The organism is Clostridium sp. LS (genome assembly GCF_002760435.1).
In the GTDB taxonomy this organism is placed as follows: domain Bacteria; phylum Bacillota; class Clostridia; order Clostridiales; family Clostridiaceae; genus Clostridium.
The window spans coordinates 71,623-93,075 of record NZ_AUUU01000028.1 but is presented as its reverse complement, the minus strand read 5'-3'; the positions used below and the strand labels follow the sequence as shown (position 1 = coordinate 93,075).

Below are 21,453 nucleotides of genomic sequence, written 5' to 3'. Positions count from 1 at the left end.
AAAAGAATTATTGAGAAATGAAATGAAGGGAGCATCGTAATGCATAGTTTTTTGAATATTGCAAAGAATGAGGCACGTATAGCCATGAGTAAAGGAGAAATTCCAGTTGGAGCAGTTATCGTAAAAGATGGAATTATTATAGGGAAAGCTCATAATCTAAAAGAAACTTTGAACGATAGTACAGCACATGCAGAAATTTTGGCAATAAAAGAGGCTGCAAAATATATTGGAGATTGGAGATTAAAAGGAGCCGAAATGTATGTAACTTTGGAACCGTGTCCTATGTGTGCAAGTGCTATTGTTCAAAGTAGAATTTCTAAAGTTTATATAGGAACCTTTAATAAGGATATGGGGGCCTGTGGATCGGTAATAAACTTATTGGAGAGCAGGGAGTTAAATTCTTTTGTAGGTGTCAAATGGATGTATGATAAAGAGTGCTCAGACATACTTAAAAAGTTCTTTGAAAACAGGAGAGTTACACCTAAAGAATTATAGTGTTTATGACATGAGTAACTTTGCGGATTTAACTAATAAGAGATTAAAAATATGCTGATATTAAGACATAAACATACTTTCTAATATAGCTTTATGACAGCCTTAATTTCAACATATTTAAAAAAGAGATTTTTAATTTCCTGCAATTTCCTTACCTAGAGATATTGCATCAGCTTTACTTTCTTCTTTATTAGAATAATCAAATTTTACTTTTTTTATTGGGTCTTTTCTTAAAAGAGAGTTTAGTTTGTCGATTTCAGTTATATTATCTTTATTGGCCCCTGTTGAATATAGAATAATTTTAGCATTACCATAATTTTTTATGCTCTGAGCATAATTTTGCAATGGTTCGCCAACATTTCCAGCTAAAGTGGCACCGCCTAAGATTACAATATCATATTTAGAAATATCATTGGGCAAGAAATCGCCAGCAGTATTAGTAATCACAGTATATCCAGCATCATTTAATCCAGAGGCTAGAGAAGATGCTATTTCTTCTGGAAATTTTGATTCACAATTCTGATAAATGATTAAAGCTTCTTTGCCATTTGTATTATTACTTCTTGCAATAACTTCATTACTGGCGTGTTGCTTGTCTATACTACTTTTAAACACAACTACAGTTGTAATTCCAGATAAAATTATTAGTACAATTATTGAAACAATGCTTAATAATATTTTTTTAAACATAGTTAATTCACTCCTATAAGTAATAGTTAGAATTGATAATTTTTATCGATTTATTATATTTGCAAATTCTAAGATCTTTTCATTTGATATAGTGGAAACATTAGTTTTTCCATCTAATTTAATATCAGACTCTCCTGTTTTGTTTTTAGATTTTCCAATCATTTTAATAATTTGTCTTTCAAAAAAGTTCATTTTAGAAAAATTAAAAACTGAGCCAAATGAATCAATAACAGTTGCATGTTTTATTAATTCACTAGGAAAGGCTTTTTCAACATATGAATTTATCTCTGACTTTTTATCTGTTGAACAGCATAAGAATAAGCTAAAAGGCTTACTCATAAGAGAATTAAGATTATCAGAACAAAATTTTTTTACTTCAGAGCGAACATTTCCTGCATAAATAGATGTGCCTATAATTACCTTGTCATAATCAGAAATAGGTATATTTTTAGTGGCTTTTAAATTAATTATTTTGACATCCCCTTGTAGCTTTTCAGAAAGTAAATTAGCGCATTTTTCTGTACCACCATATTTTGATGCGAATAAAATTAAAATCTTCATAATTAATCACTCCTTAAGTTTGGAATTATAGTAATCGGAATATATCTAGCTTCTAGTTTTTATCTAAGTCTGTTAAATAATTTAGACTGCCATATGGGAATCCGGTTTTTGAAGTATTATCTAGTTCAATAATAGTATTAGAAAGCTTTAAAAAAGCTGTATATACGTTGTTAATGTCTTCCTTAGTTAGATTTTTAAAAAAGTCATTAAGGAATTTATCTTCTGTATTTTTTCTTTTTTCAAAAAAAAATAACAAAACAAATAAGAAATGTTAATGAAAAAATAAGGTTCTTTAAGAGAATATGATTCTTAAAAAACCTTAATGAAAGTAATTTTAAAAGTTAATTTTGCTTTTTCTCATCCCAACATTTAATACAAGGCCTAAGGACATAAAATTTACAAGAATCGAACTTCCGCCATAACTCATAAATGGAAGTGTAATACCTGCAACGGGCATAAGACCTATAGTCATACCTATATTTTGAAAAATGGAAAATAAAAAACCTGATGCAGTGCCAATGCAAATAAGGCGCCCGATAATATCCTTAGATTCTTTTGCTATTTTGATCATTCTATAAATTAAGAGGCCATATAATGTGAGTAAAATAATAGCGCCTAAGAATCCCCATTCTTCTCCAACCACCGCGAATATAAAATCTGTATGAACTTCTGGAATAAAGCCTCCTGATGAATGAACACCTTTTAGGAATCCAGATCCGAATAATCCACCGGCTCCTATACCAGTTATAGATTGCATCAACTGAAAACCTGCGTTTTGTTGATATGATTCTGGATTTAAAAATACAAGAATTCTTTGTCTTTGATATGTTTTCAATATACCACTAAACCATATAATAAGACTCAATGGAATTACGGATGAAAAACCTATAGTAAGAACTCTTAAATCTAAATCTGCAATAAAATACATTCCAAGTGTAATAAATAAGCAAATAAGTGTCATTCCAAGATTGGGTTGAATTACTATTAGAAACATTGGAATTAACGCATAGAAAGATACAATAAGAAAATTTTTAGGGTTGTTTATATTACCATCCATGTCATCTAATTTTTTTGCAAGTATTAATATTAGTCCAAATTTTACAAATTCACCAGGCTCTATAGCTCTATTTCCAAGTCTTATCCATGATGAAGCTCCCTTTACTGATTTACTAGTAATATCATTAAATAGTAAAAGTGCAATTCCTGACCAATAAATTAATTTTGAATATGAGCCTAGAGTATTATAATCAAATACTAAAATAAAATAGACTATAGCTAGTCCGATAATTAGCCATAATATTTGCAATTTACCATAGTAAAGTCCAAAATTTGAATTGGTCACACTATAAATATTTAAAATTCCAAATATACTTATAATAACAGATGTTATAAGCATTGTGAGATCTAATTGCCTGAGAAATCTTCTATTAATCAAAAATTTTTTCATTTGCAAATCCTCCATAAAGTCGAGTAATAAATTTATACAATAATTATCTCTGAATTAATTACAACAAACAATTACTTGTAATGAATCTTAATTTTAACTTAATATTTTTGTAAAACTGTAGAATTCAGTGTTATACAATGTCTATAGCAAATAATTATGTTACCAATTTAACGTTAAAATAAGACTACAAAACAGATGATGATGACGAAATTAAGAAATGATAGTATATTTTCTATTGACGTATTATATTGTATGGTAGTAGAATTAAGAAAGAAAATAAAATCTTTGTTAGGTGAGGCTCCTATATAGATACATGCTGCTGCCCAGAAACGTCGAAAGACGCCAAGGGGTCAACAGGTATTGCCGGATTAAGGTTCTACTTAATGTAGCCGAAGACCAAATGGTTTTCTATGCTATATAGTGCTAAAACTCAACGAGTGAAGGTGGATATCACAATTATGCTTTATCGCTAGTATTAGGTATATTTGTAATGTTATTATTTGGTAGGTAACCCTTCACTATATAAGTGGAGGGTTTTATTATTATTTCAAGGAGGTGCAGCCAATGGATGACTATGATACGGATAATTGTATTATGCATTTTTATTTAAGTTCAAGTAATACTAATTTTAGGGCATTAATTGGATGCATTTTTCATGCCCTAAATTGAGAGGGTGAAACATTTGAAAAAAATAACAAACTTCTTTTTTAGTAAAATTATTCATAAAGAAATCCACAATATCTCGGGACAAATAATTGGTAAATTAAATGACCTTGTTCTTGATTTTAGTCAAGAAAAGCCTACTGTAGTATATATACAAATTACAAATTGGCGAAAATCTTTTTATGTATCTGCGGATGCACTTGATGTATTCAAGGATGAAAAAGAAAAATACTTTATTAAAATTAATAGCGAAAGTCTTGTAACAAAATTACCAAGTGAAGAAGATATTTATTTAGTAAGGGATTTTCTAGATAAACAAATAGTTGATATAAATGGCAGGAAAGTAGAACGTGTTAATGATGTAAGGCTTGGAAATATTAATTCTAAATGGCAGCTTGTTGCTGTTGATATAGGAACTAGGGGATTACTTAGACGACTTGGAATAGAATATCCTTTTATAATATTAACTGAAGCCTTAAAATATAGATTGAGAAATAAACTGATTATATGGAATGATGTACAGACTTTATCTACTGGAGTTAACAATTTACAGCTTCAAATGCCAATAAATAAAATTGAAACTTTGCATGCGGCTGATATTGCGGATATAATTGAGGATCTTGATAGTAAAAGCAGAGATATATTATTTAATAGCTTAAATAATCAAAAAGCTGCTGAGGTTTTTGAGGAAATAGAAACTGATGTTCAAATAAATTTGTTGAAATCTATGTCTGACCAGAGGGCTTCTGATATACTAGAGATTATGCCATCCGATGAAATAGCTGATATTCTTGAGGAAATAGAAGAGGATAGAGCAGAAAAACTTCTTACTCAAATGGATGAAGAAAGCCAAGGCGAAATAAGAGAGCTTATGGAGTATGAAAAAGAGACAGTAGGAAGTATTATGTCAAAAGATTTTATAACTTTCTTGCCAGATATAACAGTAAATGAAGTTTTCACTTGGATTCAAACTAATTCTCCAAGTGAGGAGGAAAGCTATTATATATACATTACTAATGATAAAAATAACCTTATTGGAGTTGTATCTTTATTTTCACTTATTGCGTCTGACAAGGATGCAAAACTTTATAATATCATGACTACTAGGCCTGAAAGTTTAAGAGACACAGATGAGGTAGAAGATGCTATTAGCTTAATGCACAAATATAACCTTATTTGCCTACCTGTTATAGATGAAGATAACGACTTAGTGGGCGTAGTGTCCTTAAACGATAGCATTCATGAGTATACACGATTGAGGAGGGTTGTATTATGAAAAAAGTATTATCTAATAGATTCAAAAAGATACTTTTCATTATGACTATCATCGGACCAGGATTAATTACTGTAAATGCAGGTAATGATGCTGGTGGCATTACAACATATGCTTCAGTCGGAGCTTCATATGGATATAAAATGTTATGGGGATTACTCTTAATTACATTCAGTCTTGCAGTAATACAGGAAATGAATGCAAGAATGGCTGTTGTAACTGGTAAAGGGTTATCTGATTTAATTAGAGAGAAGTTTGGAGTGAAGCTTACTTTCTTTGCTATGACTATTTTGTTAATTGCAAACATGGGAGTTGTTTTGGGAGATTTTGCAGGTATTGCTGCGAGCTTAGAACTTTTTAGCATAAGTAAATATATATCAATACCTATTGTATCAATAATGATATGGTTTCTAGTGACTAAAGGATCGTATAAGAAGGTAGAAAATATTTTCTTATTATTTACTTTTGTATTTTTTACTTATATTATTTCAGCATTTTTAACTAAACCAAGTTGGGAAACTGTTTTTACATCAATGGTTACGCCTACTATTGAATTAAATACAGGCTTTCTCCTTACGTTCATAGGAATGATTGGTACAACAATTACTCCATATATGCAGTTTTATCTACAATCATCAATAGTGGATAAAAAGATAAGTATATCTGACTATAAGTATGAAAAACTTGATGTTTATTTAGGATCTTTTTGGGGGAATGCTGTATCCTTTTTTATAATTGTTTGTACAGCTGCAACCTTATACAAGGCTGGTATAACAATAGATAGTGCAGAAGAAGCTGCAATGTCTTTAAGGCCATTAGCTGGAGAATGGGCGTTTATCCTTTTTGGAGCTGGATTGTTTGGAGCTTCAGTGCTTGCTACAGCTGTTATTCCACTTTCTACTTCTTACGCTATATGTGAGGCTTTTGGCTGGGAGAGTGGTGTGGATAATGATTATAAAGATGCACCAGCTTTCTTTGGAATATACACTGGTATAATTGTTTTGGGAGCATTGTTTATATTACTTCCTGGAATATCTCTTATTCAAATTATACTTATAACACAAGAAATAGCAGGGATATTATCTCCTATTATATTATCCTTTATGATAATTTTGATTAATGATAAGCGTATAATGGGTGAATATGTTAACAATAAAATTCAAAATATTATATCTTGGGCTACTGTTATATTTATTATAACTTTATCTGTAATACTATTTATATCACCACTTTTTTCGTGATTGATCTATAGATGAGTTAAATATATGGATTTTTTAGTATTAAGATATCTAGAGAGTATAATTTAGAAAAGAGTTATACTCTCAATTTTTTAAAGATATTTAAAAATAGAAGTATGGAAGGTATCATCTGCAATGCATTCTTAGTGGTGTATTAAAGTTTCATAGGATTATAAGTCATATAAACCTAAAATATTTAGTTGAATTTAAAAAAATAATATGATATTATAATTTAGCACAAAATTATTAATAAATGATATGGAGAGATGTCCGAGTGGTCGAAGGAGCACGCCTGGAAAGCGTGTATAGGGGCAACTCTATCAGGGGTTCAAATCCCCTTCTCTCCGCCAAACACGCAGAAGACCTATAGTGTCACTTACACACGATACAAGATAGCACACGCTTAGTTATAAAAAATAGCTAGGCGTGTGTTATTTTTTCAAAAAAACGTGTGTTAGGAGTGTTAACTATGAAAAAGATTGAAATGACTAATAAGAAAGCCACTTTAGATGAAGGATATGATGAATTTATATTTGATTGCAAATCTAGAAATTTAAGAGAATATACTTTAAGGTTTTATGACAATAATATGTTAAACGTGTATAAATTTATTGAACCTAAAACACCTATTTCTTCAATTACAAAAGATACAGTTGATAATTTTATATTGTCTTGCAAGAAAGAATTAAATATAAATAGTGTAACGTTAAATACATATGTTAGAGCATTGAAAACAATTCTATATTTCTTTATGAAAAAGAATTACATGAAGGAGTTTAAAATATCTTTGCCTAAGATGGATAAAGAGATTATTGAAACCTATTCACAAAACGAATTAGATTTATTATTGAAAAAGCCTAATATTAAGAAGTGTGATTTTACAGAATACAGAAATTGGGTTATATGTAACTTTCTTTTAGCAGTTGGGTATAGATTAAATTCTTTGATTAATATAAGAGTTGAAGATATAGATTTTACGAATAACATAGTTTATCTAAACATCACAAAGAATAGAAAACCGTTGATAATTCCATTAAGCGAAACAATCATATTAATATTAAAAGAGTATATAGGTATTAGAAAAGGCGAAAATCAGGATTATTTATTTTGTAATGCTTATGGTCAACAATTGAATAGAAATACCTTAAGTGAGAATTTAAGAAGTTACAATAGAAGAAAAGGGGTGAAAACAACTGGTATACATAGATTTAGGCATACATTCGCTAAAAACTGGATTTTAAACGGTGGTGATATATTTAGACTACAGAAAATTTTAGGTCATAGTGATATAGAAGTTGTAAGGAATTATGTTAATATGTTTACTAATGACTTGCAAAAGGGATTTTAACGAGTTTAATCCATTGGAAAATATATTAAATAAGAAGGAAAATAAAAGAACTATAAAAATGCGATAGCTAATAGAAAACATTCAATTAAAAAGATGCAAATTGGTGAAGAAAATAAAAAAATGGTTTATTTTATTGAAATAATGGGTAATAATTATATATGACCAATAATACCAATTAAGTGAAAATAATGGGTTTATAGTCAAAGTATATTAATGTGGGAGAGATTATTAATGAATGTAAGAGAACTTTTTGGTTATGAGTTAACATGTAAGATGTCAATTGGACTAAAAAATAGTCCTGAGTATTCAAAAAAAGAATTTCAAGTAGTATTTAAGGATGACGATGATTATGAGTCTGGATATATGGCTACGGTTAGTGGTTATACTGATGAAGAAGAATTTTTTTCAGATGATTGGGACGGAAAAATAATTGCTAACCATATATTATTTGGAGATTGGGATATAATCAGCAAAAAAAGTATTTAAAGTAGCGAAAATAAACTATGTGATATTGAATTACATAGTTTATTTTATTTAGAAAAACAATTAGATAGATAGAAGAAAATATGTGAAATCAATGAAAGTACCTAATTATAGATGTATATGAATATTAGTATTGAACACTACTGCATAGTATTAGATTTCAGATTATGATTTTTATAGTAATATTTTTGGGGGAGACAAAGATTTACTTATATTCGCTTTGAATTTAAACCGTGATTATTATATTGTTATTCAAGTAAGCATACTATATAATTTACATAATGGACAAAAATTACAATTAGATAAGGCTTAATACATATGAAAGGAATATTTTAATGGGAGCTGAGAATAAATCTAAAAAGGAACATAAATGGAATGTTAATAATATCAATGTTAATATTATTAGTAATACTGATTAATAGAGCTTTAAGAATTAATTCAAAAGGCTGTGAGTTTAATCTCGAAGTTAGCATAAAAGGTTTTAAAATAAATTTTAAGACAACAGAAAAGAACGCCCCATCAGATCAAGATTAAGCGTTCATTTTCTAACATCTAATTAAAATCTAATAGCCCTAAAACTAAAAACGTTCTAGGATTGGCTTAGTAATTCGCAGTTACTAAGCTTTTCTTATTTATATTATATCAGAAATTTTAATAAAATAAACAATATAATAAATAAAATAAAATCATAGTAAGCAGTTTTTTTCATTTTATTTCGTTTATTATGTATAATTTATCTAATACTAGTCACACAGCTTAATCTGGTTAAATGATGAAATATAAGCCTTGAGAATATATTTATAATCGATATTTTAATTAAATTATTAATTTATTTTGTTTGTAGATTAATGGATTTTTGAAGTAAAATGAATTCAATTAAGTAATGTTGATTATATGATTTGCAATTTTTAGAATGAAGCAAACAAGAATTTAGATTATATAACGTTTAAAGACTTATGCATTACGTTTTTTATATTTACATGCAAAATTAAAAGTGGGAAATAATGGACGATTTATCATTGATTAGACGAGTATCTATATTTAATATAGGTGCTTTTGTTGTATATTAAATTGTGTATATCGTATATACAAACAGTACAATATATACAATTATCAATGGTATCAGTATTAAATTGAATTTTTATAAGGTAATAAGAATATAATTGACATATAAATAACATACAAAGGAATATTCATGTAGATATTAAATTTAGATAGGGAATTTTTAAGAGTGTAGTAGTATAATCACCATATAAAATCATTTAATTAGAATATTCAATCTCAATATTTATAAAACAACCCTTGTTTAAGTTAATAAGCCACATTCCGATAATAAAAATAAACATATATTGGAGGAATGCAAATGAGGAAAAATACAGTTAAAAAAACTAGAGGATTACCAATTAAAATGAAGCTTATTTTAGTAATGATACTATTATTAAGTATACCTGTGCTTGTGTTAGGCTTAGTAAGTTACTATGTAGCCAAAGCTGAGCTTGAAAACAGTGGAAAGATTTTATTGAAAAATAGCGTGGAAATGACATTACAAGTAATTGATGAAAATCAAAAACTCGTAGATCAAGGAAAACTAACTGTTGATGAAGCTCAAGAAAAAGTAAGGGAATATATGCTTGGAAAAAAACAGGCAGATGGCACAAGAGCAATTAATAAGAATTTAAGTTTGGGAAAGAGTGGTTATTTATTAGCTTATACTCAAGAAGGAGTTGAAGCAGTTCATCCAACTTTAGAAGGTAAAAATGTATTAGATTCTAAAGATAAAAAAGATGGTTCCTTATTTGTTAAGGATCAAATCAAGATAGCTAATGATGGTGGAGGATATTTGACCTATTGGTGGACACTTCCTAATTCAGACAAGGTTGCAGATAAAATAACTTATCAAAAGACTGACCCTAATTGGGGATGGGTAGTTTGTGCTGGAACTTACATGGATGATTTTAATGTTGGGTCAAATAATATTCTCATTACTACTCTTATTATACTCTTGGCAATACTTATTTTGGGGTCTGCGGTAATTATGTTGTTTGCAAAACATATATCGACTCCAATTAAAGAAATTAGTAATGCTGTAGATATTGTAGCTTCAGGTAATTTGAATATTAAAACTATAAAAATAAAAAATAAAGATGAAATTGGCAGCTTGAGTGATTCCTTCAATATAATGGTCAAGAACGTCAATGAATTCATAAGTTCAGTTAAAAGTTCTGTTAATGTTGTTTTTGACTCTTCTAGATTATTAGATGAAATTGTAGCTGAAAATACAGCTTCTATTAATGAAGTTTCAGCATCAGTTGAGGAGATTGCTAAAGGCTCAAATCAACAGGCAAGAGAAACTGAAAATGGAGTTATTAAAGTTAAAAATTTATCAGAAAAAATAGATTTAGTTACAAAGCTAACTATAAAAACTAACGATGTTGCAGCTGAAACTACTAATATAAGCAACAGAGGTTTAAAGGCGATTGAGATACTTTCAAAAAAATCAAATGAAAACAGCAAAGCTACTGAAAAGACAAGTGATATAATAATGGAAGTTGATAAAAACTCTGTTGAAATTGGAGCTATTACTGAGGCAATAAGCCAAATCTCAGAACAAACAAACTTATTGTCTTTAAATGCTGCTATAGAAGCTGCTAGAGCTGGTGAACAAGGAAAAGGTTTTGCTGTAGTTGCTGAGGAAGTTAGAAAATTAGCTTCACAATCGTCAATATCTGCTGCGAAGGTTAAAGAATTAATTGTTGGAATACAGGATAAATCAAAAGCAGCTGTAAAGGCTATAGAAGATGGAAAGATTATAGCTAAAGAACAAAGTGAGTCAGTGTTGGAAGCTAAAGATGTATTTATTGAAATATTAAGGTCTGTAGAAAAAATTACAGACGATATGAAAAACTTAAAAACTTACAGTCTTGAAATGGAAAATGAAAAAAATGAGATTGTTGATGTCTTAGAAACTCTTTCAGCTTCAACTGAAGAAAACTCTGCTGCTACTGAACAAATTTCAGCTACAAGTGAGCAGCAATTGGCGAATGTTAGTCAAATAGCTAAACATACTCAAGATCTAAATCGACTTGCAGAAAAACTTAGAGAAGCAGTTGATGCCTTTCAAGTTAAATAAAGTATATTAAGATGAATAAATCTAACAGGAAATTATAATCTATCATCTAAAAGTACCTGAAATCTCATGATTATAGAGATTTCAGGTACTTTTTATTTCTAAATTAAGATTAACCGTGAATTAAGAATATCTATAACTTTTAGGAGTCTTATTCATGATCTTTAAAAAATTTCTATTGAATGAACGTATACTAGAGTATCCGCATTTATAAGTAATATCTGTAATTGAATCTTCTGTATTTTTCAACAAATAAGCGGCATAGTTAACTCTATTTTGATTAATAAAATCCACAAAGGATATTCCTAGTACGTTATTTAGGTATTTGGAAAGATAGTTGTAACTATAGCAAAATTCATCGGCAACACTTTTTAATGAGATGTCTTTAGTGAAATTTTCTTGTATATAGTTAAGAATTTTATGTAATAATTCATAATCATTTTTTACACTTACAAGTAATTTTGTATGCTCCATAACTTCAGAGCATAATAAATATAGACAGGATTTCATTTGGAGAACATTAACATTATCTCTGAAAATTTTGTCTAGTATAAGGGCTTGAGCATTATATGATAAATTAAACACGGGATTTTCTAGAAATTTACCATAAATCATGCTATCAAATGTTTTCACATATTCAGGAGAAAATATGCAAATACGAGCATCAGAATATTTCTCAGTTGAAAGAGAATGGATTTCATAAGGCAAAATCAATATACAATCACCTTTTTTTAGGTCAAAGTTTCTATTATTAACAGAAACCTGTAAACTCCCATCCATAATATATATAAACTCAAAGCTTCGATGTAGATGAATAGGGTAATTAAGGCTAACTGGATGGTAGTGAGAAAAAAGAGTATTTTCACCAAAATGATACGACTCGTATTTTAACATAGAATACCTCCAAGAGAGTAAATTTTGTCTACAATTATATAAATACTTTCTTGTTACGTCAACTATAAATTTTATATTATTAAATTATCAAGTGAACAATTTAATATAAATTTTAGGCTCCATAAATATTTAAGGAATAGAGGGATATATATGAATAGCGAACAAGAAAATATTCATGAATTTGCTGTAAATGCAGCAAAGGAATTAGTATCAAAGATGACGTTACAAGAAAGAGCGGAGCAGTTAACGTACCAATCACCAGCAATAAAACATTTAAATGTGCCAGAATACAATTGGTGGAATGAAGGACTTCATGGAGTAGCAAGAGCTGGGACAGCTACTGTGTTTCCACAAGCAATTGGTTTAGCGGCTATATTTGATGAAGAATTTCTAGGGGAAATTGCAGATATAATTTCTACAGAGGGACGTGCAAAATACAATGAATATAGCAAAAAAGATGATCGAGGCATATATAAGGGATTAACCTATTGGTCTCCAAATGTAAATATTTTTAGAGATCCTAGATGGGGACGCGGACATGAAACTTATGGAGAAGATCCATATTTAACATCTAGGTTGGGAGTTGCATTCATAAAAGGATTGCAAGGAGAAGGAAAGTATTTAAAGCTAGCTGCTTGTGCTAAACATTTTGCAGTCCATAGCGGACCAGAAGGGTTAAGGCATGAATTTAATGCTGTTGTAGAAAAGAAAGATTTATATGAAACATATTTACCAGCATTTGAAGCATGTGTAAAAGAAGCAAATGTTGAAAGCGTAATGGGAGCATACAATCGTACAAATGGAGAACCATGCTGCGGTAGTAAGACTTTATTAAAGGATATTTTAAGAGGTAAATGGGGATTTAAGGGGCATGTAGTATCTGACTGTTGGGCTCTTGCAGATTTTCATTTACATCATATGATTACCAGTACAGCAACTGAATCTGTTGCATTAGCAATTGAAAATGGCTGCGATCTTAACTGTGGAAATATGTATCTTAATTTGTTATTAGCGTATAAAGAGGGTTTAGTAACTGAAGAACAAATAACTACAGCAGCAGAAAGATTAATGACAACAAGATTTAAATTAGGTATGTTTGATGAAGACTGTGAATATAACAGGATACCGTATGAGGTAAACGATTGTAAAGAGCATAATGAAATTGCTTTAATAGCTTCTAGAAAATCAATGGTATTGCTAAAAAATGATGGAACTCTTCCATTAGATAAATCAAGTCTAAAGTCAATAGCAGTAATTGGTCCTAATGCAAATAGTGAAATTATGCTAAAGGGAAATTACTCTGGAACAGCATCTAAGTATACTACAATCTTAGAAGGTATTCATAATGCAGTTGGGGACAATATAAGAGTGTATTATTCTGAAGGATGCCACTTATTTAAAGATAAGGTGGAAGACTTAGCAGGACCAGACGATAGATTATCTGAAGCGATTTCAGTTGCCGAAAGGTCTGATGTAGTTATATTGTGTTTAGGATTAGACTCTACTATTGAAGGAGAGCAAGGTGATGCTGGTAATAGCTATGGTGCAGGAGATAAAGAAAGTCTAAACTTACCAGGAAGACAACAAAATTTACTAGAAAAAGTACTTGAAGTAGGAAAACCAGTTATAGTTGTTCTTGGAGCTGGAAGTGCCTTAACATTTAATGGGGCAGAAGAAAAATGTGCGGCTATTTTAAATGCATGGTATCCAGGTAGTCATGGAGGTACTGCTGTGGCAGATATATTATTTGGAAAATGTTCTCCAAGTGGTAAATTGCCAGTAACCTTTTATAAAGATACTGCGAATCTTCCTGAATTTACTGATTACTCAATGAAAGGAAGAACATATAGGTATTTAGAGCATGAAAGCTTGTATCCATTTGGATATGGTTTAACTTATTCAAAAGTAGAATTATCTAATTTACAGGTACCTTTTGTTAAAGCTGATTTTGAAAGTTTCGATATTAGCATAGATATTAGAAACACAGGGAACTATGGTATTGAAGAAGTAGTTCAATGTTATGTAAAAGATTTAAAATCAAAATATGCTGTATTAAATCATAGCTTAGCAGGATTTAAGCGTGTCTCATTGAAAAAAGGTGAAAGTAAAACTGTAACTATAGAATTGAGTAAAAGATCCTTTGAAGCTGTAAATAATGATGGAGAGAGACTACTGGATAGTAAGAGTTTTAAATTATTTGTTGGCATATCACAACCAGATAAGAGAAGTTTTGAACTTACATCAGTAGCGCCCTTAGAAATAAATGTTGAATTAGCATAAATATCTAACTTATAAATAAAGATTAAAAGATATAGGAGAGAATCGTATGAAAAACGTAATAAAACAAAATGAACCTTTAGTAACTAATATTTATACTGCAGATCCATCTGCTCATGTATTTGAAGACAAAATCTATATTTATCCTTCTCACGACCTTGATCAAGTTCAGATTTCAAACGATAATGGTGATCAATATAATATGGAGGACTATCATATTTTATCTATTGATGACATGAATTCGCCTTGTATTGATCATGGTGAAGCTCTTCACTTAAGGGATATTCCATGGGCAAGTCAACAATTATGGGCTCCAGATGCAGCTTATAAAAATGGCACATATTATTTATTTTTCCCAGCTAGAGATAAGGATGGTATTTTTAGACTAGGAGTAGCCACTAGTTCAAACCCTGCTGGACCATTTAAAGCTCAAGAAAATTATATACCTGGCAGCTATAGTATTGACCCTGCTGTTTTAATGGATGATGATAATAGAGTATATGTTTATTTTGGAGGTCTTTGGGGAGGACAACTAGAAAAATGGCAAACTGGGGATTTTAATCCAGACGGTGAAGGCCCTGCTGCTACAGCGCCTGCTATAGGACCAAGAGTAGCTGAATTAAATGATGACATGCTTACTTTTAAATCAGATCCTCAAGAAATATCTATTGTTGATGAAGAAGGTAACCCTATATTAGCAGGTGATGAAGATAAAAGATATTTCGAAGGTCCATGGGTTCATAAGTATAATGGAAATTACTATCTTTCATATTCTACTGGTACAACTCATTCTATCGTATATGCTATGAGTAAAAATCCAAAAGGTCCTTATACTTTTAAAGGTAAAATACTTGATCCTGTAGTAGGGTGGACTACTCATCATTCAATAGTTGAGTTCCAAAATAAATGGTACTTATTCTATCATGATAGTTCTTTATCAGGTGGAGCTGATAACAAACGTTGTGTAAAATTCACTGAATTAAAATACAATGATGATGGTACTATTCAAAAAGTAGAATTACCTAAATAACTCAAGCCATAATTAAATAATATATTTTGAAAGGCAGATATAATACCTCATATATCTGTCTTTTTTTATTTATAACAAAACTTTTTAAAGTTACTTTAAAAAGTAAAGATTTCAAATGTAAACGTAAAGATATTATATATAATTAGTTAATTTATTATTGTAGAATAAGTCATGAAAACGATTAGTAATTAAGAAAGTTGAGGTGGTTAGAACTTGAGTAATGTATTTTTAGAAATGAAGAACATACATAAAAAATTCCCAGGAGTTTATGCTCTTAAAGGAGTACAGCTGGAAATTAGAAAAGGTGAAGTACATGCTTTATTGGGAGAAAACGGTGCTGGAAAATCAACTTTAATGAAAATACTTGGGGGAGTTCATACACAGGATGAAGGTCAAATATTTGTTGAAGGAGTTGACTGTGGAGTAGTTAATCCAACAAAGGCTGCACAATTAGGTATCGGATTTGTTCATCAAGAGTTAAATTTAGCTGAAACATTGACAGTAGCAGAAAATGTCTATATGGGAAGGCTTCCATATAAAAACAAGTCTTTAGGTATTGTTAATTATAAAAAATTACATGAAGACACAAATTCCATAATTAATAAATTAGGGATTGATATAAAACCTACTGACTTAGTTATGCAGCTGCCAACTGCCCAAAAGCAAATGGTGGAAATAGCTAAAGCAATAAGCCTAAATGCAAAAATGATTATTTTTGATGAGCCAACAACATCACTATCTCAGAAAGATGTTGAAAACCTTTTTAAAGTTATAAAGACTTTAAAGAAAGAAGGAGTTTCGGCAATATATATATCACACAGATTGAAAGAAGTTTTTGATATCTGTGATAGAGCAACAGTACTAAGAGATGGTACCTATATTGAAAGCTGTGAGCTAGAAGGAATAACTCAGGAAAGACTTATAAACATGATGGTAGGAAGAGATCTGACAGAATTATTTCCTAAGGAAGTTTTTGAACCAAAGGAATATGTTCTAGAAGTCGAAGGCCTAAGTGATTATGCTGATAGAGTTAAAAATATCAGCTTAAAAGCAAGAAGGGGCGAAATTTTAGGACTAGCTGGTTTAGTTGGTTCAGGAAGAACAGAACTTATGAGACTTGTTTTTGGTGCTGATAGAATTAGTGAAGGTAAGATAAAAGTAAATGGAAAGGAAGTTAAGATTAATTCACCTATAGATGCAATTAATAATGGGATATGTCTTTTAACAGAAGATAGAAAAAGCCAAGGTTTATCATTAGTAATGAGTGTACTTGATAATATAACTATTACTAATTTAAAAGACTTTGTTTTAAATCATAAGAAGTTAAGAGATACTGGAGAGAGATTTAAAAAAGCACTTGAGATTAAAACTGCAAACCTTGACGTTATGGCAGGAACTTTATCTGGTGGAAATCAACAAAAGTTAATATTAGCTAAGTGGTTAAATACAGATTCAGAAATATTTATTTTTGATGAACCAACTAAAGGAATAGATGTTGGTACTAAAGCTGAGATATATCATATAATGAATGATTTAGTTAGAAAAGGCAAAGTGGTTATTATGGTTTCTTCTGAATTACCAGAACTATTAGGTATGTCAGACAGAATATATGTTATGTGTGAAGGCAGAATGACAGGAGAACTTAGCAGAGAAGAAGCGACACAAGAAAAGATTATGAAATTAGCTACGCTTGGAGGGATTAATAAAGATGAGCCAAACAATTAATAATAAAGTTGTTCAAGAGGAAAGTATTAAGACAAAAATGGAAAGGTTTAATATTAAAAACTTATTTCTAAAATACTCAATTTATTTAGTGCTTGTAGTACTTATTTTAACATTTTCAATTGCAAGTCCTGACTTTTTAGGGGCAGCAAATATGTCCAATTTTTTAAGGCAGATTCCGACAGTAGGAATTTTGACTGTTGCAATTACTATGGTAATAGTAACTGGAGGTGTTGATCTTTCAATAGGTGCAATAGCAGCATTTTCAGGATGTACAGTAGCATATTTAGCTGTAAAAGGGGTTAGCTTGCCTATTTCTTTACTTGCTGGGTTACTGGTAGGTGCGCTTTGGGGATTGTTTAATGGGATATTGATTACAAAATTTAAATTAGAATCTTTCATACTTACGATGGGTACAAGTTACTTAATAAGAGGATTAATACTATTTTTCACAAATGGAATTTATATTAAAGGAGTTCCAGACTGGTTTTACAATCTTTCCAACACAGAGGTTGGGATATCAATAATACACACTAACACTATAGTATTTATCATTATAGTTATCGTTATGGCTTATTTAATGAAAAATACAAGGTTTGGTAGGTACTGCTACGTAGTTGGATCAAACAAAGAAGCAGGAAGACTATCAGGAATAAATGTAAACAAGCATGTCATAAAAGTATATGCAATCGAAGGTCTTTTAGCTGCAATAGCTGGAATCCTGCTAATGTCAAGTATTAATGTTGGTGCTCCAAGTGAAATAAACGGTCCAGATTTATTTGCAATGGCAGGTGCAATCATGGGTGGTGTTCAATTTGGAGGAGGAGTAGGAACTATCGGAGGAGCTATGGTTGGAATATTTACAATACAAGTATTCCAAAGTGGATTGGCTATTCTCGGAATTAACTCATTCTTACAACAAGCTGTAACAGGAGCTGTTATAGTACTTGCTATAGTAGTAGATTTCTACAGAAAAGGAAGCATATTTAAGAAAAAAAGTTAACTGAAAAGTGCGATTTAAGCTTAATTCAGCAGATTTATAGTTGATAATTTAAGAATTTACTGAATGAAGCTTTAAATATAACAACATATCTCAAAAATTTGAAATTACGGAAGGGGAAAAAATTTTATGAAGAAGAAAATTATCGCTTTATTATCAACAGTATTTATTGTTGGTAGCTTAGCAGGATGTGGAACAAAAACACAAACAGATGGAACAGCAAGTACAAGTGGAAAAAAGGTTATCTATTTTATTCCAATAGTTGATACAGGGGCTTATTGGTCACCTATGAAGAAGGCAGCTGAGGATGAGGCTAAGGCGTTAGGATATGATTTAGTAGTTAAGACTTCACCTCCAAATGAAACACAAAAAAATGAAAAACATATTGGGTTTTTAGATGAGGCTATAAAAAATAAAGCAGCAGGAATAGCTATTGCACCAATGGATCCAGATATGTTTGATAAGAAAGTTAAGGAAGCAAATGATAAAGGGATTCCAATAGTAACTTTTGATGCTGATGTAAAGACAAAAGAAAATAGAACATCTTATATAGGAACAGATAATAAGCTTGCAGGGGAACAACTTGGAGAAAATGGGGCTAAAGCATTAAAAGAAAAAGGCATCACAAAAGGTAAAATTGCAATGGCAGCAGTAAATTTAACTCAAACAACTATGACATATAGAGAAGATGGAATAAAAGCTGGTTTTGAGAAAATTATGGGTGATGATGCTAAAAATTTCCAATGGTTAGAGCCAATTCAAGATAATGACCAATCAGCAGAATCAAAAAGGCAATTAGAAGGCCAAATAACTTCAAATTCAGACATGGTAGCTGTATTCTCATTAGGATCAGAAGGTCCAGATACTGGTGTAATGGAAGCAATAAAATCTCAAGGCAAGGCAGGAAGTATATATCATTTTGGTTTTGACTATACTCCAACTTGGGAAAATGGTGTAAGTAGCAATTTAATATCAGGAATTGTTGACCAAGATTCTTATTTAATAGGTAAAACAATAATAGATACTTTAGATAAGAAAATAAAAGGCGAAAAAGTTGATGATGTTTATCCAGTGCCAGTTAAATGGGTTACTGCAGATAAAATTGTTGAATACGGAAAAGAAAAACAAAAACAATTCACAACTGAAACAAAGTAATAATTAAATACAGATAAAACTCAAAGTTAATAGGTTAATTCAGATGATTAATATGTATCTGGTAGATGAAATTATTGTAATAATAAATGATAGCATTTATTTTAATATAGTTTGATTGACATAAGATATAAAGAAATTTACTTTCTTATGTTCGCTAAAGTCTACTTTAAATATATTTCTCACTGAGTTATCCTTTTTATTACTTTTTAGTAAATTAGCCGAATAAAAGAGATTGTTTTATAAAGTTGGTTTGAACGGCTGCATATACAGAGGAGAAATTACAGTTAGGAAGAGTCACAGGAGGTTTAGTATATGAAATTTTGGAGTAATTTTAAAGTGGGAAAAAGGTTAATATTTTCATATGCATTATTGTTTATAATTATTGCATTATTGGGTAATATAGGTTTAAAAAGTCTAAATAAAGTTAATATTGCTTCAAATAGTATGTACAATACTGATCTTACATCCATAGATATTTTACACAAACTAAATGAAAATTCACTAGAAGTAAGCAATAATATATTAAGTTTAATTTATGAAAAAGATGAATTGATGATAAAAAAATTGAATGATGATATTATCAATGGATTTGAGCAAGAAGATTCTTACATACGAAGATATAATGAATTAGATTTAGATGATTATCAGAAAAAAGAACTATCAAATTTTACAGATAACTATAAAAATTATAAAGAAAAAAGTAATAATGTGTTACAATTTATTAATAGCAATAAATATGATGCAGCTTTCATGGATCATCAAAATTTAGAGGTATCACGAAGCAAGGTGGCAGCATCATTAACAAAATTAATAGATTACAGTTCCTTTAAGGCTAAAGATGAAAATAATAATAATATAAGTTTACATAAAAATGTTGAGGTACAAATAATTACTTATATAGTAATAGGATTGGCCTTTACATTAATTCTGGGTTTTTCTATGACAAGAAACATACTAATACCATTAAATAGAATTAAAGAGTATGCTAAAAATCTAGCGCAATATAACTTTTCAGAAGAAATTAAAATTATTGGAAAAGATGAATTTGCGCAGACAGGGGCTGCTCTTAATACTGCGTTAGAAAATGTAAAAAAACTCATAAGAATAATTTTAGATAATTCAACTGAGTTATCTGCTTCATCAGAAGAATTAGCAGCTTCAGTTCAGGAAATAAGCTCTAAACTTTTATTTATAAATAAATCTACAGATGAGATAGCATTGGGAGTTCAAGAGACTAATTCTTCCACTGAAGAATTTGTAGCATCAATACAAAAAATAAATGAAAATATAAATAATTTGACTGAGATAGTAAATAAAGAAGTTGAAAAATCTATTGATATAAAAATTAAGTCTAGCAGCATTAAGGAAAAAAGTGAAACGTCCAGACATTTATCGAAAACTATATACATGGAAAAGAACGAAAGGATTAAAGATGCAATAGAAAGAGGTAAAGTAGTTAAAAAAATCGAAGGCTTAAGCGAATCTATAGTAAATATTGCTTCTGAAACTAATCTTTTAGCTCTAAATGCAAGTATAGAGGCTGCAAGGGCTGGAGAAAAGGGAAAAGGGTTCGCAGTAGTTGCAGATGAAGTGGGTAAATTAGCGGAGGAATCCATTTCTACAGTAAGCGGTATTCAGGGGATTGTAGAAGAAATAAAAAATGTATTCGAGTATTTATCAGAAAATTCGAAAGGGATTTTAAACTATATAGAAAGAAACGTTAATGCTGATTATGAATTTATGATAGAATCAAGTAAAAGTTATGAAAATGATGCTAAATTTATTAATGAAATGTCAGAAGAAATTGAAGCTATGGTTAAAATAATAAATTTAAGTATAGATAATGTAAGCAGTGCCATACAAGAGTTCTCAACTAATATAGAGCAATCTAAGAATAATTCAAATGACATATTAAACAGTATAAATGAGGTAACTTACGAAGTGGAGCAAATTTCTTCAAATGCTCAAAGTCAGAGTGAATTGGCTTTAAAATTAAATGAAGTTATCAATAAATTTAACATTTAGCTAAACTGTATTAGTTAATTATATT

18 protein-coding genes, 1 tRNA gene and 1 riboswitch are annotated in these 21,453 nt (G+C 29.9%); of the genes, 14 read left to right on the top strand and 5 right to left on the bottom strand.

From position 1 onward, the window contains the following. Positions 1-39: 39 nt before the first annotated feature. The gene (locus COL3_RS07390; protein ID WP_008418809.1) at positions 40-495 is read left to right on the top strand and encodes a nucleoside deaminase; all 456 of its coding nucleotides are present in this window, start codon (positions 40-42) and stop codon (positions 493-495) included. A 132-nt stretch (positions 496-627) separates the two neighbouring features. Here the strand turns inward: COL3_RS07390 and COL3_RS07385 are convergent, their stop codons facing one another. The 4 genes from COL3_RS07385 to rodA all read right to left on the bottom strand — a co-directional run bounded on the left by COL3_RS07385 (position 628) and on the right by rodA (position 3,193). Beyond that, positions 628-1,185 carry a hypothetical protein gene (locus COL3_RS07385; RefSeq protein WP_008418811.1) on the bottom strand — a complete coding sequence of 186 codons (558 nt, stop codon included), beginning with the start codon at positions 1,183-1,185 and terminating at the stop codon, positions 628-630. A gap of 42 nt (positions 1,186-1,227) precedes the next feature. Further along, positions 1,228-1,746: a flavodoxin domain-containing protein gene (locus COL3_RS07380; protein WP_008418813.1), complete on the bottom strand. Its 519-nt coding sequence runs from the start codon at positions 1,744-1,746 to the stop codon at positions 1,228-1,230. Positions 1,747-1,798: 52 nt separating this feature from the next. Then, positions 1,799-2,002, bottom strand: a complete 204-nt coding sequence (locus COL3_RS28395; RefSeq protein WP_143327528.1) for a hypothetical protein — start codon at positions 2,000-2,002, stop codon at positions 1,799-1,801. Positions 2,003-2,080: 78 nt separating this feature from the next. Then, the gene (gene rodA / locus COL3_RS07375) at positions 2,081-3,193 is read right to left on the bottom strand and encodes a rod shape-determining protein RodA (RefSeq protein WP_008418815.1); all 1,113 of its coding nucleotides are present in this window, start codon (positions 3,191-3,193) and stop codon (positions 2,081-2,083) included. A gap of 277 nt (positions 3,194-3,470) precedes the next feature. Further along, a riboswitch (M-box (ykoK) riboswitch) is annotated at positions 3,471-3,642 on the top strand. A gap of 233 nt (positions 3,643-3,875) precedes the next feature. Here rodA and COL3_RS07370 point away from each other — a divergent pair. From COL3_RS07370 to COL3_RS07345, 7 genes are all read left to right on the top strand, one after another. Then, positions 3,876-5,132 carry a CBS domain-containing protein gene (locus tag COL3_RS07370; protein ID WP_008418819.1) on the top strand — a complete coding sequence of 419 codons (1,257 nt, stop codon included), beginning with the start codon at positions 3,876-3,878 and terminating at the stop codon, positions 5,130-5,132. Continuing rightward, entirely contained in the window at positions 5,129-6,370 is a 1,242-nt protein-coding gene (locus tag COL3_RS07365; RefSeq protein WP_008418821.1) for an Nramp family divalent metal transporter, read from the top strand. The genes COL3_RS07370 and COL3_RS07365 overlap by 4 nt, the downstream gene beginning before the upstream one ends. A 257-nt stretch (positions 6,371-6,627) precedes the next feature. Beyond that, a tRNA-Ser gene (locus COL3_RS07360) sits at positions 6,628-6,717 on the top strand. Positions 6,718-6,836: 119 nt separating this feature from the next. Next, entirely contained in the window at positions 6,837-7,715 is an 879-nt protein-coding gene (locus tag COL3_RS07355) for a tyrosine-type recombinase/integrase (RefSeq protein WP_008418823.1), read from the top strand. 231 nt (positions 7,716-7,946) lie between these two features. Continuing rightward, positions 7,947-8,201 carry a hypothetical protein gene (locus COL3_RS07350; protein WP_008418825.1) on the top strand — a complete coding sequence of 85 codons (255 nt, stop codon included), beginning with the start codon at positions 7,947-7,949 and terminating at the stop codon, positions 8,199-8,201. Between the two features lie 372 nt (positions 8,202-8,573). Then, a complete protein-coding gene (locus tag COL3_RS28620; RefSeq protein WP_008418826.1) occupies positions 8,574-8,732 on the top strand; it encodes a hypothetical protein in 159 nt (52 codons plus the stop codon). Between the two features lie 829 nt (positions 8,733-9,561). Beyond that, positions 9,562-11,328 (top strand): methyl-accepting chemotaxis protein, encoded by a 1,767-nt coding sequence (locus tag COL3_RS07345; protein ID WP_008418828.1) that lies wholly within the window; start codon positions 9,562-9,564, stop codon positions 11,326-11,328. A 120-nt stretch (positions 11,329-11,448) separates the two neighbouring features. Here the strand turns inward: COL3_RS07345 and COL3_RS07340 are convergent, their stop codons facing one another. Then, a complete protein-coding gene (locus COL3_RS07340; RefSeq protein ID WP_008418830.1) occupies positions 11,449-12,219 on the bottom strand; it encodes an AraC family transcriptional regulator in 771 nt (256 codons plus the stop codon). 150 nt (positions 12,220-12,369) lie between these two features. Here COL3_RS07340 and COL3_RS07335 point away from each other — a divergent pair, with 150 nt between their 5' ends. The 6 genes from COL3_RS07335 to COL3_RS07310 all read left to right on the top strand — a co-directional run bounded on the left by COL3_RS07335 (position 12,370) and on the right by COL3_RS07310 (position 21,428). Then, positions 12,370-14,499 carry a glycoside hydrolase family 3 C-terminal domain-containing protein gene (locus COL3_RS07335; protein ID WP_008418832.1) on the top strand — a complete coding sequence of 710 codons (2,130 nt, stop codon included), beginning with the start codon at positions 12,370-12,372 and terminating at the stop codon, positions 14,497-14,499. A 46-nt stretch (positions 14,500-14,545) separates the two neighbouring features. Beyond that, positions 14,546-15,526 (top strand): glycoside hydrolase family 43 protein, encoded by a 981-nt coding sequence (locus tag COL3_RS07330; RefSeq protein ID WP_008418834.1) that lies wholly within the window; start codon positions 14,546-14,548, stop codon positions 15,524-15,526. Positions 15,527-15,739: 213 nt separating this feature from the next. Further along, positions 15,740-17,251: a sugar ABC transporter ATP-binding protein gene (locus COL3_RS07325; protein ID WP_008418836.1), complete on the top strand. Its 1,512-nt coding sequence runs from the start codon at positions 15,740-15,742 to the stop codon at positions 17,249-17,251. Further along, positions 17,235-18,251 (top strand): ABC transporter permease, encoded by a 1,017-nt coding sequence (locus COL3_RS07320; protein ID WP_008418839.1) that lies wholly within the window; start codon positions 17,235-17,237, stop codon positions 18,249-18,251. The genes COL3_RS07325 and COL3_RS07320 overlap by 17 nt, the downstream gene beginning before the upstream one ends. Before the next feature lie 126 nt (positions 18,252-18,377). Beyond that, the gene (locus tag COL3_RS07315) at positions 18,378-19,403 is read left to right on the top strand and encodes a sugar ABC transporter substrate-binding protein (protein WP_008418841.1); all 1,026 of its coding nucleotides are present in this window, start codon (positions 18,378-18,380) and stop codon (positions 19,401-19,403) included. 312 nt (positions 19,404-19,715) lie between these two features. Continuing rightward, on the top strand, positions 19,716-21,428 hold the full coding sequence (locus tag COL3_RS07310) for a methyl-accepting chemotaxis protein (RefSeq protein ID WP_008418843.1): 1,713 nt from the start codon (positions 19,716-19,718) through the stop codon (positions 21,426-21,428). Positions 21,429-21,453 lie beyond the last annotated feature (25 nt).